Origin of the sequence: Methylobacterium sp. 174MFSha1.1, assembly GCF_900116815.1 — a bacterium.
GTDB lineage: Bacteria > Pseudomonadota > Alphaproteobacteria > Rhizobiales > Beijerinckiaceae > Methylobacterium.
In genome coordinates this window covers 1-16,748 of the sequence record NZ_FPCB01000060.1, presented here as the reverse complement: position 1 = coordinate 16,748, position 16,748 = coordinate 1, and the positions used below count along the sequence as shown (strand labels likewise).

General features: G+C 70.6%; 15 protein-coding genes, 1 other RNA gene and 1 pseudogene. 7 read left to right on the top strand and 10 right to left on the bottom strand.

Annotated features, from left to right (window positions below):
- Nucleotides 1–30: 30 nt before the first annotated feature.
- Nucleotides 31–1,371, top strand: coding sequence for a Tol-Pal system beta propeller repeat protein TolB (tolB, locus tag BM430_RS31810; RefSeq protein ID WP_093571204.1), 1,341 nt, complete (start codon nt 31–33; stop codon nt 1,369–1,371).
- A gap of 300 nt (nt 1,372–1,671) precedes the next feature.
- Here the strand turns inward: tolB and BM430_RS31805 are convergent, their stop codons facing one another.
- From BM430_RS31805 to BM430_RS31765, 9 genes and pseudogenes are all read right to left on the bottom strand, one after another.
- Nucleotides 1,672–3,186: a DegQ family serine endoprotease gene (locus BM430_RS31805; RefSeq protein WP_093571203.1), complete on the bottom strand. Its 1,515-nt coding sequence runs from the start codon at nt 3,184–3,186 to the stop codon at nt 1,672–1,674.
- Between the two features lie 236 nt (nt 3,187–3,422).
- A complete protein-coding gene (locus BM430_RS31800; protein ID WP_093571202.1) occupies nt 3,423–3,617 on the bottom strand; it encodes a DUF2065 family protein in 195 nt (64 codons plus the stop codon).
- A gap of 203 nt (nt 3,618–3,820) precedes the next feature.
- On the bottom strand, nt 3,821–4,741 hold the full coding sequence (locus tag BM430_RS31795; RefSeq protein WP_093571201.1) for a protease modulator HflC: 921 nt from the start codon (nt 4,739–4,741) through the stop codon (nt 3,821–3,823).
- Complete coding sequence (gene hflK / locus BM430_RS31790; RefSeq protein WP_093571200.1) at nt 4,738–5,943, bottom strand: FtsH protease activity modulator HflK; 1,206 nt, start codon at nt 5,941–5,943, stop codon at nt 4,738–4,740. Before hflK ends, BM430_RS31795 begins: the two co-directional genes overlap by 4 nt.
- Before the next feature lie 230 nt (nt 5,944–6,173).
- Nucleotides 6,174–6,659 (bottom strand): annotated as a pseudogene (locus BM430_RS31785) (dihydrofolate reductase); the annotation flags it as partial.
- Complete coding sequence (locus BM430_RS31780) at nt 6,659–7,042, bottom strand: hypothetical protein (RefSeq protein ID WP_093571198.1); 384 nt, start codon at nt 7,040–7,042, stop codon at nt 6,659–6,661. The gene BM430_RS31780 and the pseudogene BM430_RS31785, both read right to left, overlap by 1 nt.
- On the bottom strand, nt 7,021–7,443 hold the full coding sequence (locus tag BM430_RS31775) for a hypothetical protein (RefSeq protein WP_093571197.1): 423 nt from the start codon (nt 7,441–7,443) through the stop codon (nt 7,021–7,023). The genes BM430_RS31780 and BM430_RS31775 overlap by 22 nt, the downstream gene beginning before the upstream one ends.
- Before the next feature lie 2 nt (nt 7,444–7,445).
- Nucleotides 7,446–8,240, bottom strand: coding sequence for a thymidylate synthase (locus BM430_RS31770; RefSeq protein WP_093571196.1), 795 nt, complete (start codon nt 8,238–8,240; stop codon nt 7,446–7,448).
- Nucleotides 8,241–8,395: 155 nt separating this feature from the next.
- The gene (locus BM430_RS31765) at nt 8,396–9,055 is read right to left on the bottom strand and encodes a CPBP family intramembrane glutamic endopeptidase (RefSeq protein ID WP_093571195.1); all 660 of its coding nucleotides are present in this window, start codon (nt 9,053–9,055) and stop codon (nt 8,396–8,398) included.
- Nucleotides 9,056–9,172: 117 nt separating this feature from the next.
- Here BM430_RS31765 and ssrA point away from each other — a divergent pair.
- Nucleotides 9,173–9,537, top strand: a transfer-messenger RNA (tmRNA) gene (gene ssrA / locus BM430_RS31760).
- A gap of 43 nt (nt 9,538–9,580) precedes the next feature.
- The gene (locus BM430_RS31755; RefSeq protein ID WP_093571194.1) at nt 9,581–10,228 is read left to right on the top strand and encodes an SspB family protein; all 648 of its coding nucleotides are present in this window, start codon (nt 9,581–9,583) and stop codon (nt 10,226–10,228) included.
- 459 nt (nt 10,229–10,687) lie between these two features.
- Here BM430_RS31755 and BM430_RS31750 read toward each other — a convergent pair whose 3' ends face one another.
- On the bottom strand, nt 10,688–13,096 hold the full coding sequence (locus BM430_RS31750) for an EAL domain-containing protein (protein ID WP_177303238.1): 2,409 nt from the start codon (nt 13,094–13,096) through the stop codon (nt 10,688–10,690).
- 308 nt (nt 13,097–13,404) lie between these two features.
- Between BM430_RS31750 and BM430_RS31745 the strand changes: the two genes are divergently transcribed.
- The 4 genes from BM430_RS31745 to BM430_RS31730 form a co-directional block, all read left to right on the top strand.
- On the top strand, nt 13,405–14,628 hold the full coding sequence (locus BM430_RS31745) for an ABC transporter substrate-binding protein (protein ID WP_093571192.1): 1,224 nt from the start codon (nt 13,405–13,407) through the stop codon (nt 14,626–14,628).
- Nucleotides 14,625–15,872 (top strand): cytochrome P450, encoded by a 1,248-nt coding sequence (locus BM430_RS31740; protein ID WP_093571191.1) that lies wholly within the window; start codon nt 14,625–14,627, stop codon nt 15,870–15,872. The genes BM430_RS31745 and BM430_RS31740 overlap by 4 nt, the downstream gene beginning before the upstream one ends.
- A 164-nt stretch (nt 15,873–16,036) precedes the next feature.
- The gene (locus BM430_RS31735; RefSeq protein WP_177303237.1) at nt 16,037–16,327 is read left to right on the top strand and encodes a hypothetical protein; all 291 of its coding nucleotides are present in this window, start codon (nt 16,037–16,039) and stop codon (nt 16,325–16,327) included.
- Nucleotides 16,324–16,748, top strand: a 425-nt coding sequence (locus tag BM430_RS31730; RefSeq protein WP_143132191.1) for an IS3 family transposase, incomplete at its 3' end; no start/stop codon positions are given. The genes BM430_RS31735 and BM430_RS31730, both read left to right, overlap by 4 nt.

The following is a 16,748-nucleotide window of genomic DNA, read 5'->3' as shown; positions in this document are numbered from 1 at the left end:
CTGTTTCACCCAAGACGGACGTCCCCTCCCATGCCCTCCTCCTCGCGATTGCGTCACGCGCTCGCCGCGCTCCTGTGGCTGTGCCTCGCCGCCGGCTTCGTGTCGGGTTTCTCCGCCCCCGCGCAGGCGCAGCTCAACCTGCGCATCGGCCCCGGCGGCGCCTTCCAGCCGATGCCGATCGCCATCGCCGACTTCTCCGGCGATCCGAGCCTCGGCCCGACCCTGTCGGGCATCGTGACCAGCAACCTGAAGCGCTCGGGCTACTTCACGCCTGTCGAGAAGGCCCGCTTCCCCGAGAACCCGAACTTCGACGCCGCCCCGAATTTTTCCGCCTGGAAGGAGACCGGCGTGCAGGGCCTCGTCACCGGCCGGGTCACCCGCGACGGGTCGGGCCGGCTCAAGGCCGAGTTCCGGCTGTGGGACGTCCTGTCCGGCCAGCAGATGGTCGGCCAGCAATATGCGGGCGACGGCGCCAACGCGCGGCGGATGGGCCACCTGATCTCGGACGCGGTCTACACCAAGATCACCGGCATCGGCGGCTTCTTCGACACCCGCGTCGCCTTCGTCGACGAATCGGGCTCGAAGGAGCACCGCCGCAAGCGCCTCGCCATCATGGACCAGGACGGCGCCAACGTGCGCTACCTGACGAGCGGCGAGGCCTCGGTGGTGGCGCCGCGCTACTCGCCCTCGACCCAGGACATCACCTACATGTCGCAGGTCACCGGCCAGCAGCCGCGGGTCCAGGTGATCAACCTGTCCACCGGCTCCCGCCAGGTGATCCCGACCAATGCCGAGATGAGCACCAGCCCGCGCTTCTCGCCGGACGGGCGCCGCCTGGTGATGAGCGACCAGGACGGCGGCAATGCCAGCATCTACGTGATGGACCTCGCCTCCAAGGCGCAGACCCGGATCACCAACGCCAACGCCATCGACACCTCGCCGTCCTTCTCGCCGGACGGGCGCGAGATCGTGTTCGAGTCCGACCGCGGCGGCCAGCAGCAGATCTACGTCATGGGCGCCGACGGCTCGAGCCCGCGCCGCCTGTCCTTCGGCGACGGCTCGGCCTCGCAGCCGGCCTGGTCGCCGCGGGGCGACTACATCGCCTTCACCCGCCAGCGGAAGGGCTCGTTCGCGATCTGCATCATGAAGCCCGACGGCAGCGGCGAGCGGGTGCTCACCGAGGGCTTCCACAACGAGGGCCCGACCTGGGCGCCGAACGGCCAGTACGTGATGTTCTTCCGCGATCCCGGCGGCCAGGCCGGTGGCAAGCTCTACATGGTCGACATCACCGGCAAGGTCGAGCAGCCGGTCCCGACCCCGTCCTACGCCTCCGACCCGACGTGGTCGCCGCTGATTGACGCGCAGAAGTGAGGGGAGGGCCGGCCTGAATAGGGCCGGCTCATCGAAGGATGTTCAGGTAAAGTGCTTTGAGCTTCCTCGATCGTCATCCCGGGGCTCGCCGAAAGGCGAGAACCCGGAATCCATAACCGCTGAGGTTCGAGAAATAGGCGGTCAGCGTTCCGCTTCGTTCTGAAACGTCGGCGGCTATGGATCCCGGGTTTCGCTGCGCGGCCCCGGGATGACGAAGTGAGTGACAATGCCGTTGAAGAAGATCGAACAGGCGCCGTGAATGGGTGCGGCGAGTGCAAAAACCCGCCACACACCTCTCGCCTACTCCAGGCTCAACGCCACGAACCGCACCTCACCCTCCTTGTTGGAGACGAGGAGCAACGCCGACTTGCGGCCGTCCTTCTTGATCTGGTCGATGCGGCGGGTGACGTCGGCGGGGGAATTCACCGCCTCCTGGCCGACCTCGACGATGACGTCGCCGGGCTGGATGCGCTTGTCGGCGGCGTTGGAGTTGGGGTCGACCCGGGTGACCAGCACGCCCTTGACGCTGTCCTTGACCCCGAAGCGCTTGCGCGCCTCGTCGGAGAGGCCGGTGAGGTTGAGGCCGAGCGCCTGGCGGGTGACGTCCGCCTCCGGCTGCGGCCGGCTGAGATTGGCCTGCTGCTGCGGCTTGTCGCTGTCCTCCAGGCGGCCGAGGGTCACCTGCTTGGTCTGCTCCTGGCCCTTGCGGACCGTGGTCACGTCGACGACCTTGCCAACCGGGGTCGAGGCGACGATGCGGGGCAGGTCGCTCGAACTCTTGACGTCGACGCCGTTGAACTTGGTGATCACGTCGCCGACCTCGAGGCCGGCGGTCTTGGCCGGGCCCTTCTCGTCGACGCCAGCGATCAGCGCGCCGCGGCCGCCACCCTTGAGGCCGAGCGCTTCCGCGGTGGTGTCGTCGACGTTCTGGATCCGCACCCCGAGCCAGCCGCGGCGCACCTCGCCGAACTGGCGCAGCTGGTCGATCACCGGGCCGGCGGTGGCGGTGGGTACCGCGAAGCCGATGCCGACCGAGCCGCCGGTCGGCGACAGGATCGCGGTGTTGATGCCGATCACCTCGCCGTTCATGTTGAACAGCGGACCGCCCGAATTGCCCTTGTTGATGGCCGCGTCGGTCTGGATGTAGTTGTCGTAGGGGCCGGACTCGATGTTGCGGCCCCGGGCCGAGACGATGCCGGCCGAGACCGAGCCGCCGAGGCCGAACGGGTTGCCGATCGCGATCACCCAGTCGCCCGGCCGCATCTTTTCGGAGTCGCCGAGCGGCACCGACTTGAGGGGCCGGTCGGGATCGGGCTTCACCCGCAGCACCGCGAGGTCGATCTTCGAATCCTTGCCGATGATCTCGGCCTTCAGCTTGCGGCCGTCATGCAGGATCACCTGGATGTCGTTGGCGTCGCCGATGACGTGGTTGTTGGTGACCACGATGCCCGAGGAATCGATGATGAAGCCGGAGCCGAGCGAGTTCGAGCGGCGCGGCGCCCGCGGCTGGCTCTCGCCCCCGCCCTGGCCGCCCTGGCCGCGGCGGTTGAAGAATTCCTCGAACAGGTCCTCGAAGGGGGTGCCCTGCGGCAGCTGGGGCAGGGTGCGGCTGCGCGTCTCGACGGTGGTCGAGGCCGAGATGTTCACCACCGCGTCGGTCACCTGGTCGGCGAGGTCGGCCAGCGATTCGGGCCCCTTGGCCAGGGCGACGCCCGGCAGCGACGCCGTGCCGACCGACAGGGCCAGGAGGGCCCCCGCGAGGGCGGGCAGGCGCCGTCTCGCGAAGGCGGGGTTACGGCGCGAGGAAGCGGCCATCAGGGAACCTCGTTGGGCAGGATCGTCGTCATCACGGTTCGGCCCGGCGCGAGAACGGGGAGGCCTAGTGTCGCCTCCGTCCGTCCCGACCGGGCAGCTCCCGGCGACCGGGCCGGGAGCGTCCCTTAAGATCGTCTCCCGGCCGGTCGGTTCAAGTCCCGGCCGGTCGCGTCCGAAGCGTCGGTCCGGGAAGGCGATCCGGGCGGTCGCGGTGAGGGGGGCGCGAGGCGCAGGCTTCAGCCGAGGAGCAGGCGCACCACGCCGACCACGACGACGCCGGCGGCGGCCGAGAGCAGGCCGACGAGGCGCATCCGCTCCATCGGGGTCTGCGAGGCCTCCTGCATCGCCCGGCGCATCGCCGCCGGGAAGGCGGCGCAGAGCAGGCCCTCAATGGCGAGGGCGAGGCCCAGGGCGGCGACGAGATCCTTCACGGCAGGATCTCCTTCACGGCCGACACCCCCGCGGCCGCCTGCAGGCGGTCCCCGTTCCCCGCTGCCCTGTTCCCCCCTGCGGTCGCATTGTCTCGTTCTCCGCCGCCCGGCCGGCCGCGAGGCCCGCCGTCACAACAATGCGCCCCGCCGGGGCGGGGCGCTCAGGTATCGTCAGGTGTCGGTCCGCGGTGGAGGCCGCCGGCCTACTGGCCGGCCGCCGGAGCCGCGGCGGGGCGTGCCCGGCCCTGCGGATCGTTGAAGTAGCGGAAGAACTCCGAGCCGGGGCTGATCACCAGCCGGGTCTCGGGCCCGCTCAGGCCCTTCTCGTAGGCCTGCATCGAGCGGTAGAAGGCGAAGAAGTCCGGGTCCTGCCCGAAGGCGTCGGCGAGGATGCGGTTGCGGTCCGCCTCGCCCTGGCCGCGGAGCTGGTCGGCCTTCTGGTTCGCTTCGGCGACGAGCACCGTCACGTCGCGGTCGGCCTTGGCCTTGATGGTGACCGCCACCTGGGCGCCGTTGGCGCGCAGATCCGCCGCCTCGCGCTCGCGCTCGGTGCGCATCCGCTGGTAGACCGCCTGCGAGTTCGCCGCCGGCAGGTCGACGCGGGTCAGGCGCAGGTCGATGATCTCGATGCCGAGATTCTTCGCCTGCCGGTTCACCTCTTCCTGGATGCGGTTCATCAGGGCCTCGCGCTGGGTGCGCACGATGGCGTCCCGCGAGGCGCTGGCGAGCACGTTGCGCATCGCCGCGTTGGTGAAGCTCGACAGGCGCTGGTTGGCGACCTGGATGTTGTTCACCGACTGGTAGAAGCGCAGCGGATCGCTGATCTTGTAGCGGGCGAAGGCGTCGACCTCGAGGTTCTGCCGGTCGGCCGAGAGCACGGTCTGCACCGGCAGGTCGAGGTCGAGCAGCCGCTTCTCGAACAGCGTGATGCTCTCGAAGAACGGCAGTTTGAAGTACAGGCCCGGCTTGTCGGTGCCGGCCTGGTTCAGCACGGTGCGCACCCGGCCGAACTGCAGCACCAGCGCCTGCTGGGTCTGGCTCACGGTGAAGGCCGAGGCGTAGATCAGCACCAGGACGAGGACGCCGAGGACCACGAGGCCGGTGCGGAGGACGTTGCCGTTCATCGCGCGCTCCCCTGGGCCGGACGGGCGGCGTTGGCGAAATCCTGCAGCGGCAGGACCGGCAGCACGCCGGCCGCCGTCGCGCCGGCGCCGGCCGCGCCGCCCTGGTCGATGATCACCTTGTTCACGCCGCCCAGAACCTTCTCCATCGTGTCGAGGAACATCCGCTCGCGGGAAACCGCGGGCGCGAGCTTGTAGGATTCGTAGACCTCGCGGAAGCGCGCGGCCTGGCCGGTCGCCTCGGCGGTGGCCTGGGACTTGAAGGCCTCGGCCTGCTGCAGCACCTGCGAGGAGCGCCCGCGGGCCTCGGGCACGACGCGGCTGGCATAGGTCTCGGCCTCGTTGCGGGCACGCGCCGCGTCCTGCTGGGCCGCGTTCACGTCGACGAAGGCCTGGCGCACCTCGGAGGGCGGGCTCACCCCCTGGAGCTGGACCACGTTGATCAGCACGCCGGCGCCGTAGGAATCGAGCGCCTTCTGGATGATCTGCTGCACCTCCTGCGCCACGCTCGACTGCTCGGTGGTCAGGATCGCCTGGATCTGGCGCCGGCCGACCACCTCGCGCATCGCGCTCTCGGCCACCGACTTGATGGTGCCCTCGGGGTTCTGGAGGTTGAACACGAAATCCTCGGCCTTGGCCGGGTTCACGCGCCACTGCACGTCGAAGTCGATGTCGACGATGTTGTCGTCGCCGGTGAGCATCAGGCTCTCCTCGGGCACGTCCCGGGAGCGCTGGGCGCCGGCGCCCGAGCGGTAGCCGACCTGGATGCTGCGCGACTCACCGACATTCGGCTTCACCACCGCGCCGACCGGATAGGGGAAGTTGTAGCGCAGGCCCTCGCCGGACTGGCCGGTATAGCGGCCGAACACCGTGTTGATGCCGACCTGGCTCGGCAGCACCGTGTACCAGCCGGTCATCAGCCACAGCACCAGCACGACCAGCACCGCCAGGATCGCGCCCTTGGTGCCGACCGAGCCGCCGCCGGGTATCAGATTCTTCAGCCGGTCCTGGCTGCGGCGCAGCAGGTCCTCGAGGTCCGGCGGCTGGTTGCCGCCGCCCGAGCCGCCGCCGCCGCCCCAGGGGCCACCGCCCCCGCCGCCCGAACCGCCGCCCCAGGGACCGCCGCTATTGCCGCCGCGATTGCCCCAGGGACCGCCCCCGTTGCCGCCGCCGCCACTGCCGCCGCTCTGATTGCTCCAAGGCATGCTCGCCCACGTCCTTTCCCGGCCGGCACGCCCCGCGCTGTCTCTCGCGTCCCGCGCGGCACTCGCACTGCTCTGGTCTCGCTCCCCTGCGATATCGGCCGAGCCTCACGCGAAAGCAACCACCGGCCCGGGCCGAATTCTCAAGGTTTCTGCGATGGCACGGGAGTTCCATCGCCGCACCCGGAATCGTGAGATGGTTTCTCTCCGTCGGACGTGTCGTGCCCCGGCTGACGCGCGAGCGTCACGAACCGGAAGCCGTGCTCGTCCTCGGGACCCGCCGGATGCGCCTCCGCGGCGACCTCGCGGAACGATGCGGGAAGCGTGGGAAAGCGCGCGTCGCCCTCGGGCGCGGCGTCGACCTCGGTGAGGTGGATCCGGTCGGCATGCGGCAGGGCCAGCGCGTAGATCTCGGCGCCGCCGGCCACCATCACCTCCTCCGCGTCTCCGGCGAGCCGCAGGGCTTCATCCCAGCCGGCCGCCGTTTCGGTGCCGGGCGCCTCCCAGGCGGGGTCGCGGGTCAGCACGATCACCCGGCGTCCCGGCAGCGGCCGGCCGATCGAGTCCCAGGTCTTGCGCCCCATCACCACCGGCTTGCCCATGGTGAGGGCACGGAAGCGCCGCAGGTCGCTGCGCAGGCGCCAGATCAGCGCGTTGTCGCGGCCGATGACGCCGTTCTTCGCCACGGCGACGATGAGGGTGATGCGGGGATCGGGCATCACCGCATCCGCAACACGACCGCCTCGGGCAGGAAGAAGCTGCCGAGGAGGTGATTGGTCAGCGAGATCGGCGGCGTGCCGTCGACGGGGGCGATGATCCGCAGGTGCGGCATCGCCGGATGGTCCGCTGAGATGAGTTGGACGTCGTAGGCCATCAGCCCCGCCAGTTCGCGGTCGTGAGCTTGCGTGATGCGGATCACCGCATCGATGAAGGCGTCCCGGTCGACGTCGCGGCGTGCCGGGGCAATCCACAGGCGCCAGGGCAAATCGAAATCCTCCCGCACCCAGAGGGCGGCCCGGATCTCGCCGAATTCCCGGTCGAGATGATCGAGCAGGGCGAGGCCGCCAGCGAGATTCGGCCTCACCAGAACGAACGGATCCATGGCAGCACTCCGTGAGTAGAGCCGACGGCCTCGATCATAGCTCGCGCCGACGGGCCGTCCCATTGCCGGTAGCGGGCCGCCTCGCTCCAGCCTATGACCGTCGTCCAGTGTCGGTTCAAATGGGGGTCTGCGAGCGCGCGGGACTTCAGATCCCCTGTCATCCCCGCCGCGACGACGAGTTCCGTCAACGCATGCGTGTAGATGCTCCGCACGAAGCGCGGGTCCGGTAGGGTGTCGGCGGTGAACTGGCGGGCGATGACCGCCTTGAAGCCGATTTCGACCGCGTAGCCGGCGAGGTAGTACGCGTTCGAGAAGCGCCCGGCCGCGCAGAGAAACTCCGCGTCGGCGGACTTCTCGTCGGCCAGGCCCTGGAGCTCCGCTCGACCGATGCCAGGGCTCATCCCTACACCGCCACCGGCGCCCGGATCGCCGGGTGCGGGTCGTAGCCCTCGATGCCGATGTCGGCGTAGCGGAAATCGAACAGCGAGCGCACCGACGGGTCGAGGTGCAGGCGGGGCAGCGGGCGGATCTCGCGGGAGAGCTGCTTCCGGGCCTGGGTGATGTGGTTGGAATAGAGGTGCGCGTCGCCCAGCGTGTGGACGAAGTCGCCGGGGGTCAGATCGAGCACCTGCGCCATCATGTGGGTGAGGAGCGCGTAGGACGCGATGTTGAACGGCACGCCGAGAAAAACGTCGGCCGAGCGCTGGTAGAGCTGGAGCGAGAGCCGGCCGTCGGCGACGTAGAACTGGAACAGGCAGTGGCACGGGGCGAGCGCCATGCGGTCGAGGTCGGCCGGGTTCCAGGCCGAGACGACGAGGCGGCGCGAATCCGGGTTGCGGCGGATCTCGTCGAGCACCCAGGCGATCTGGTCGACGCTGCCGCCGTCGGGCTTGGCCCAGGATCGCCACTGCCGGCCGTAGACCGGGCCGAGGTCGCCGTGCTCGTCGGCCCACTCGTCCCAGATCGTGACGCCGTTCGATTGCAGGTAGGCGACGTTGGTGTCGCCGGCGAGGAACCACAGCAGCTCGTGGATGATCGACTTCAGGTGCAGCCGCTTCGTCGTCACGAGCGGGAAGCCCTCGGCGAGGTCGAAGCGCATCTGGTGGCCGAACACCGACAGGGTACCGGTGCCGGTGCGGTCGTGCTTCTCGACGCCGTCGTCGAGGATGCGCTGGAGGAGGGCGTGGTAGGGGCGCATGGCGGACATCCTCCGCGTGAAAACGGCCCGGGGCGCCGTGCGGCGCCCGGCGGGCTTCCAAGGGCTCTGAGCGGGGAGGCGGTGTCCCGCTCCGGCCGCGTAGCCCGGCAGGATAACGCGGGTCCGGCTGGAATCGCAGCGCCCGGGACGTGGAATCAGCCGGTACTCCACACCCGCGCCAGGATCACGGCGCCGTTGCTCGCGGCGTGGAGCGCGAGGCAGGGCCACAGGCTGCCGGTCCACAGCCGCATGACGCCTAAGGCCACCCCGAGGGGCAGGACCGAGACCGGCTGGAGCAGGCCGCGTTCGGCGTGGCAGAGCGAGAAGACCGCGGCGCTGACCGCGACCGTGGCGGCGGGGGACAGGAGACGGGAGAGGCGCCCGAACAGCTCGCCGCGAAACAGCATCTCCTCCGCCAACGGCGCCAGCACCACCAGCCACAGGACCCAGGTCCAGAGCACCCCGCCGGTGAGGAACGGCGACAGCCGCCAGGCCCGGACCGGGGACTGGCCGGAGAGCCAGAGCAGCAGGGCGGTGCCGGCGACCTGGAGCGGCGGCCAGAGCAGGATCAGCAGCACGGCGCGCCGCGACAGGGCGGGGCGGGTGAAGCCGAGGTGCGGGCCCGGCCGGATCCGGCCGGCGAGGACGAGGAGCGCGAGCGCGGCGTGCGGCAGCACCGTCAGGGCGAGCAGCGCCCGCTCGCTGCCGCTCAAGGATGGGAACGGCAGCAGGCCGGGCGGCAGGGCCGGCAGGCGACCGATGGCCGCGACCCCCCCGTAGACGAGCCCGAACGCGGCCACCTGCAGGACCAGCACCCACAGGATGGCGATCCCGACGCCGAGCCAGGGACGCCCCCGCGGACGCGGTTTCGGGGGCCCGGAGGCTGGCGCCGGCGCATCACATCGCGAAACGGTCACAGAATGACGCGCGGCGGGCTTCAAAAGCGGCACGGGACCCTCTATATTCGCCTTGCCGGTCGCGAGGCCGGCTATGGCGATAAACGTTCTTCGAAATAAACCTATCGGACCCGGGGGCGGTACCCGGCGCCTCCACCCAAGCCCGGAACGGCCCGTGCGGTTCGGGCTTCGGCGGGGGCGAAATAGGATCGACGAGGGCGTAAAGGTTGAGCTTTCGCTCGGCATGGTTCCGCCGTTATCGGGCCAATGCAATAGTTGCCAACGACAACTTTGCTCCGGTGGCGGTGGCCGCGTAAGCGGTCCCCAATACCAAACGAAGTCCTACCGGGTAGCACCGAATAGGCGGGGTTCGGAGGCACCTGGCAACAGAAGCCTCCACTCGAATTCCCTTCCCGCGAGCGATGCGGCGCCAGGCAACGGTTGATGGCAGACGATCTGATTCGCTACGATCTCCTGGTGCAGGATGCCCTGCGCAACGTCGTGCGCAAGGTGCTGGGCGATGCGGCACGCGACGGCCTGGCCGGCGAGCATCATTTCTACGTCTCGTTCCGGACCGACTATCCCGGCGTGCGGATCTCGCAGCGCCTGCGGGAGAAATACCCGCAGGACATGACGATCGTCCTGCAGCATCAGTTCTGGGACCTCGGTGTCACCGAGCACACCTTCGAGGTCGGGCTGTCCTTCTCCGGCGTGCCGGAGCGGCTTCTCGTGCCGTTCGAGGCGGTGACCGGCTTCTTCGACCCCTCGGTGCAGTTCGGCCTGAAGTTCGAGCTCAACGACGGCACGGCGACGAACGAGGATGCGGCCCCCGCCGGCACCACCTCCCTGCGGGCGATCCGCGGCGCGGGCTCCGAGCCGAGCGAGGCGCTGCCGAAGGTCCCGGCGATCGGCAGCAACCTGCCGAAGATCGTGCCCGCCGCGAAGGCCGAGGCCAAGCCGGCGGCCAAGGACGCCTCGCCCAAGGACGAGGCCGCTGACGAGGCGAAGGCCGACGAGGCTGCCGAGCGTACCGATGCTCCCCAGGAGGGTGCCTCGGTGGTCAGCCTGGACGCGTTCCGCAAGAAGAGTTGAGCGCCTGGACGGATCCCGGATCGGTCCGCGACGCGGAATGCATCCAAGTCATACCGATGGTCATCGGAAACGATCGTTGGTTCCGGTCTCGCATCGTCGCCTAGCCCACGGTTCTGGACTTCCAGGCTCGGCCTGACACGTCGAGATGAGTCAACGGCCCGGCCGCTCTCGGACCGGCCCGAGATCGTGTTTGCGCATCAGCATCTTAGGCCGTCGATACCAGCGGCACAACGGGTTCGCCGTCTCTCGCGGATGCGCTGACGGCGATCTGTCCCATGATCGAGACCGGCGCGCCTTGGGTCCATCCAGAGCCCCGGGCATGTCCGCAAGGCTGCACGACGATCCGTGCCAAGGTGCTCGTGCGGCAGACCCTCACCCACAAAGGGCGGGCAGGTTCGCAAGGTGCGTTCAGCCGGCGCGATTGACGATCCCATCGTCAACGAAGCCCACTGACGCCGCTCACCCCCCAGCCGGCATCGCCTCCTCACACCCCGCCTCCAGCGGCGCCGGCCGGCCGAACAGGAATCCTTGCGCCTCCGTGCACCCGGCCTGCCGCACCGCCGCGAGCTGGGCCTCGGTCTCGATGCCCTCGGCGGTGACCGTCGCGCCGAGCTGGGCGGCGATGCCGACCACCGCGCGCACGATCGCGGCGGTATCGGGGTCGGCGATGTCGGCGATGAAGGAGCGGTCGATCTTGATCGTGTCGAAGGGGAAGCGGCGCAGGTAGCTGAGCGACGAGTAGCCGGTGCCGAAATCGTCGAGCGCGATGCGCGCCCCGAGGCGGCGCAGGGCCGGCAGCAGGTCGACCGCCTCGCCGCCGTCGATCAGCAGGCTCTCGGTGATCTCGATCTCGAGCCGGTCCGCCCCCAGGCCCGAGTCGCGCAAAGAGGACTGGACGGCGGCGATCAGGGATCCGTGCCGCACCTGCGCTGCCGAGACGTTGACGGCGACCCGCGTGCCGTCGCGCCAGGCGGCCGCGTCGCGGCAGGCCCGGCGCAGGATCCAGGTACCGAGGCGGTCGATCAGGCCGGTCGTCTCGGCGAGCGGGATGAAGGCGGCCGGCGGCACGAGGCCGCGGGTCGGGTGGCGCCAGCGCACCAGCGCCTCGCGGCAGACCACCCGCCGCTCGTCCGCCGTGACGATCGGCTGGTAGTGCAGCTCGAATTCCCCGCGCTCCAGGCCGAGGCGCAGGTCGAGCTCGAGGTCGTGCTGCTCGGCGAGCGCCGCATCCATGCCCGGGTCGTAGAGCCGGAAGGTGCTGCGGCCGGCGGCCTTGGCGCTGTAGAGCGCCCGGTCGGCCCGGGCCATCAGGGTGTCGGCGTCGCCGCCGTGGCGGGGGGCCAGCACGACGCCGATGCTGACGCCGACATGCATCGGCCGGCCGGCGATCGCGACGGGGACCTGCATCGCCTCGATCAGGGTGGCGGCGGCCCGCGATGCCGCCAGGGGGTCGCCGTCGGCGAGGAGCACCGCGAACTCGTCGCCGCCGAGCCGCGCGATGGTGTCGCCGGGCGCCAGGACCGCCCGCAGGCGCCGGGCGACCTCGCACAGCAGCGCGTCGCCGGCGGCGTGGCCGAGCGTGTCGTTGACCACCTTGAACCGGTCGAGGTCGAGCCACAGGACCGCCCCGGCGCCGTCCCTGAGCAGCGCGTCGAGGCGTTCGCGGAACAGGGTGCGGTTCGGCAGGTCAGTCAGGGCGTCGTGGCGCGCCATGTGGGCGATGCGCCGCTCGGCCTCGCGCCGGGCGGTGATGTCCTCGACCTGGAGCAGCGTGGCGACCGGATCCGGCGGCAGGTGCAGGCGCACCGCCGAGACCCGGGCCCACATCGGGCTGCCGTCCCGGCGCGGAAAGCGCATCTCGCCGATCGCCGGCCCGCGATCCTCGGCGCCTTGCGCCTGCACTTCCGCCAGCACCGCGTCGAGCACGCCGGCATCCTCGGGCAGGACGAGGGCGGCGAGCGGGCGCCCGACGGGGTCCGGCCCGTCGCCGAGGGCCGACCGGAAGGCGCGGTTCGCCTCGGCCAGCCGGCCGTCAGCCCCGACCACGAGCATCCCGGCGGGCGCGTGCTCGATGATGCCGCGAAACAGGCTCGCGCTGCGGCGGGCTTCGGCCCCCTCGGCCCGGAGCGCCGCCTGCTCGCGCTTGAGCGCGCTGATGTCGAAGTGGAAGCCGGTGCGCGCTCCCCCCTCGCGCACCCGCTCGATCACCCGGATCCAGCGCTCGCCCGGCAGCGGCACCTCGAACGGCGCCCCCGCGAAACGCTGCGCCTCGCGCACATGCGCCAGGAGCTGAGCCGGCGCGTCGTCGTAGGCCTCCTGCCAGGCCCGGGCTACCACGGCCTCGAGGGTCAGGCCTACGGCCTCGCCCGGGGGCAGGCCGTAGAGCTGGCCGAACTGCCAGTTGGCCGAGACGATGCGCCCGTCGGCATTGGCCGCCGCGATGCCGTCCGGTGCGCCGACGCGGACATCCGCGGGGTTGGACCGGGAGGGCTCGGCCGCCCGGGTGATCTGCCGCCACAGCCGCACCCGGCCGAGGCCCGGGATGGTCTGGGCCGAGACCTGGAGCCAGGTGCCGCGATGCTCGAACTCGAACGGCCGGGTCTGGGCCTGGTGGCGCGCGATCCCGCTCGCGACGTATTCCTCGATGTAGGGAAGCTCGTCGGAGGTCAGGCGGGTGCGGTAGAACCGCAGCAGGTTCTCTCGGTAAGGCTCGCCGGCATGGACGAAGCCGTCATGCTCGGGGAAGAGGTACAGGAAGGTCTGGTTCCAGGCGAGCGTCCGGTCCTCGGCGTCGAACGCGCACAGGCCGATGTCGAGGCCGTCGAGCAGGTCGGCGAGGAGACCGAGGCTCGGCTTGGGCTTTAGCATGGCGCGGGCTTCAGCATGCGGGCGATCTCGGTGGCTCGTCTCGGCGGCGATGCCGGCCATCACGACCGGCGGCGTGGACCGTCGCGGCGGACGCGGACCGTACCGTGCTTCCCGGCCCGGCCCAAGGTGCCGCGACCCGGGTTCTCAAGACCCAGCGTCCCACGAACAGGTTGACGTCGTCCTGCCGAAGAACCGCCGAAGAACCCGTCGAAGCACCCTTGCCAGACCGGCCCGGATCGGCTGTGAAGGCAGAAGTGACGACAGGGCGACCACGCGCGGACGACGCGGGCGCCGGGAGGAGCCAAGCGATGATCCGTTTCACCACCGCCCTGGGCGGGGCGCTCCTCGCGCTCGCGGCGCTGGCCGGCCCCTTCGCGGGGCCCGCCGCGGCGCAGATCTCCGACGACGTGGTGCGGATCGGCGTGCTCACCGATCTCTCGGGGCCCTACGCCGACAGCGGCGGGCGCGGCTCGGTGGCGGCGGCCGAGATGGCGGCGAAGGATTTCGGCGGCACCGTGCGGGGCAAGCCGGTCGAGATCGTCTCGGCCGACCACCAGAACAAGCCGGACGTGGCCTCCAGCATCGCCCGGCGCTGGTACGACGTCGACAAGGTCGACGCCGTCGTCGACCTGCCGGTGACGGCGATCGCGCTGGCCGTCCAGGCGGTCGCCAAGGAGAAGAACCGCACGGTGATGATCACCGCGGCGGCGACCTCCGACCTCACCGCCAAGACCTGCTCCCCGGTCAGCTCGCACTGGACCGACGACACCCACGCGCTCACCGCCGGCACGGCCCGGGCGGTGTTCGAGCGCGGCGGCAAGTCCTGGTACTTCATCACCGTCGACCACGCCTTCGGCCACGCCCTACAGAAGGAGGCGACCACGGTGGTCGAGGCGCTCGGCGGCAAGGTGGTGGGCACCTCGCGCCACCCGATCAACACCGCGGACTACTCCTCCTTCCTGCTCCAGGCCCAGAGCTCGGGGGCGGACGTGGTCGCCTTCGCCAGCGTCGGCGACGACTTCACCAAGGCGGTCAAGCAGGCCGACGAGTTCGGCCTGACCGGCGGGCGCCAGACGCTGACGGGCTTCCTCGTCTACGTCACCGACATCAAGGGCCTCGGCCTGCCGGTGGCGCACGGCCTGACCTTCTCGGAGGCGTTCTACTGGGACCAGAACGACGCCGCCCGCACCTTCGCCAAGCGCTTCTTCGAGCGCACCGGCGCGATGCCGACCAAGAACCAGGCGCTGATCTACACCGCCGTCACCCACTACCTGAAGGGGGTCGACAAGGCCGGCACCGACGAGGCGGTGGCGGCGAACGCCGCCATGCGCAGCCTGCCGGTGGCGTTCTTCGACCATCCGGCCACCCTGCGGGCCGACGGGCGGCTCCTCTACGACCCCGTGCTCTACCGCGCGAAGGAGCCGGGCGCGTCCAAGGGGCCGTGGGACCTCTACGAGGTCCTGCGCACCATCCCGAAGGAAGAGGCGTTCCTGCCGATGAACCCGGCCTGCGCGGGGAACGGGCGCGGATGACGAGCGATCCCGCGCTCGCTCGAGGGTTCGACCTCCGGCACTTGCCGGAGGGCTTCATCGCGGATCCCTACCCGGTCTACGCGGCGTTGCGCGCGCACGCGCCGGTCCACGTGATGGGGCGGACGTCCTCGGGCGAGGCCCAGATCCTGCTGTCGCGCTACGCCGACCTGGAGCGGGTCTACAAGGACGCCGCGACCTTCAGCTCGGACAAGACCGTCGAGTTCGGCACCAAGTTCCGGGTGGCGGAGGAGGGGGCCTGCCCGCTCTACCGCCACCACACGACGAGCCTCGTCTTCAACGATCCGCCGCGCCACACCCGGGTCCGGCGCATCATCGCCGGGGCGCTCAACCCCCGGGCGGTCGCCGCGATGGAGCCCGGCATCGTCGCGCTGGTGGACGGCCTGCTCGACGCGGCCGCTTCGCGTGAAGAGATCGACCTGATCGAGGATTTCGCCGCCGCGATCCCCGTCGAGGTGATCGGCAACCTGCTCGGCGTGCCGCGGGCGGAGCGCGGCCCCTTGCGGGACTGGTCGCTGGCGATCCTCGGCGCCCTCGAACCGGTGCTGTCGCCGGAGGTCGAGGCCGCCGGCAACCGGGCGGTGACCGAGTTCCTGGCCTATCTCGACCATCTCGTCGCGGATCGCCGCCGCCACCCGGGCGACCCGGACAAGGACATCCTCACCCGCCTGATCCAGGGCGAGGTCGGCGGCGAGCGGCTGTCGCCGGAGGAATTGCTGCAGAACTGCATCTTCATCCTCAATGCCGGGCACGAGACCACCACCAACCTGATCGGCAACGGGCTCCACCTGCTGACCGAGCACCCCGACGCGCGGGCCCGGCTCCTCGCCGAGCCGGACCTGATGCGCAAGGCCGTGGAGGAGATCCTGCGCTTCGAGAGCTCGAACCAGCTCGGCAACCGCGTCGCGACGACCGCTTTCGCGATCGAGGGCCGGGAGTTCCCGGCCGGCACCCAGATCACGCTCTGCATCGGCGCCGCCAACCGCGACCCGGCGCATTTCCCCGATCCCGACACCTTCGACGTCGCCCGCGGCCCCAACCGCCACCTCGCCTTCGCGAGCGGGATCCATCAATGCGTCGGCATGGGGGTGGCCCGGCTGGAGGGCCGGATCGCGCTCTCGCGCTTCCTCGCCCGCTTCCCGGATTACCGCCTCGACGGCGCGCCGGTCCGCTCGCAGCGCGTGCGCTTCCGCGGCTTCCTGCGGCTGCCGGCGCGGCTGGGGTGAGAATGTCCGCGACCTGCTTGCCGGCTTCACCCCCACCCGCGAACTGAGTCGATGACTGGGATTGGGATTGCCCCGGATCGGTGGACACCAAGAACGCTTTCGCGTGAGGTGTTTTTGCCATGCCGAGAACCCGTCCCCCGTACCCGGCGGAGTTCCGCCGCCAGATGGTCGAGTTGGTCCGCGCTGGACGCGATCCGACCGATCTCGCCCGTGAGTTCGAGCCGTCGGCCCAAGCCATCCGCAACTGGGTGACCGAGGCTGACCAGCAGGAGGGACGCCGGGAGGCGAAGCCTGCTGCTACTGCGGCCGCGCTGTCGGCGAGCGAGCGCGATGAGCTGCTTCGGCTGCGGCGCGAGAACCGTCAGCTGAAGCTGGAGCGCGACATCCTCTCTCGCGCGACAGCCTGGTTTGCGCGCGAGACCGGAGTTCTGCCGTCGGGATCTTCCGGTTCATGAGCGCGAACCAGGCGCACTTCCCGATCGCCGTCATGGCGCGTGTGCTGGGCGTCTCGAGGGCCGGGTACTATGCCTGGACCGGCCGTCCCGTCTCGGCGCGGGTACAGGCGGACGAGGCTTTGCTTCGGCGCATCCGCACGATCCACCTGGGCTCGCGCCAGACCTACGGCTCGCCGCGCGTCCAGGCGGAGTTGCGCGACCAGGGCGAGGCTCACAGCCGCAAGCGCATCGCCCGGCTGATGCGACAGGCGGGTCTCGTCGGGGCGTGCCATCGCCGCGGCGGACCGGTGACGACGCGGCGCGATCAGGAGGCCCGACCGGCTCCGGACCTGGTCGACCGCAGCTTTGCGGCCGATGAACCCAACCGGCTCTGGGTCGCAGACATCACCTACATCCCAACGCGTGCCGGGTTCCTCTACCT

Bases quoted from the DNA above. Each gene is read 5' to 3' on its own strand.
- tolB (WP_093571204.1), top strand. From the start codon at position 31: ATGCCCTCCTCCTCGCGATTGCGTCACGCGCTCGCCGCGCTCCTGTGG.
- BM430_RS31805 (WP_093571203.1), bottom strand. From the start codon at position 3,186: ATGGCCGCTTCCTCGCGCCGTAACCCCGCCTTCGCGAGACGGCGCCTG.
- BM430_RS31795 (WP_093571201.1), bottom strand. From the start codon at position 4,741: ATGAACGGCAACGTCCTCCGCACCGGCCTCGTGGTCCTCGGCGTCCTC.
- hflK (WP_093571200.1), bottom strand. From the start codon at position 5,943: ATGCCTTGGAGCAATCAGAGCGGCGGCAGTGGCGGCGGCGGCAACGGG.
- BM430_RS31780 (WP_093571198.1), bottom strand. From the start codon at position 7,042: ATGGATCCGTTCGTTCTGGTGAGGCCGAATCTCGCTGGCGGCCTCGCC.
- BM430_RS31775 (WP_093571197.1), bottom strand. From the start codon at position 7,443: ATGAGCCCTGGCATCGGTCGAGCGGAGCTCCAGGGCCTGGCCGACGAG.
- BM430_RS31770 (WP_093571196.1), bottom strand. From the start codon at position 8,240: ATGCGCCCCTACCACGCCCTCCTCCAGCGCATCCTCGACGACGGCGTC.
- BM430_RS31755 (WP_093571194.1), top strand. From the start codon at position 9,581: ATGGCAGACGATCTGATTCGCTACGATCTCCTGGTGCAGGATGCCCTG.
- BM430_RS31750 (WP_177303238.1), bottom strand. From the start codon at position 13,096: ATGCTAAAGCCCAAGCCGAGCCTCGGTCTCCTCGCCGACCTGCTCGAC.
- BM430_RS31745 (WP_093571192.1), top strand. From the start codon at position 13,405: ATGATCCGTTTCACCACCGCCCTGGGCGGGGCGCTCCTCGCGCTCGCG.
- BM430_RS31740 (WP_093571191.1), top strand. From the start codon at position 14,625: ATGACGAGCGATCCCGCGCTCGCTCGAGGGTTCGACCTCCGGCACTTG.
- BM430_RS31735 (WP_177303237.1), top strand. From the start codon at position 16,037: ATGGTCGAGTTGGTCCGCGCTGGACGCGATCCGACCGATCTCGCCCGT.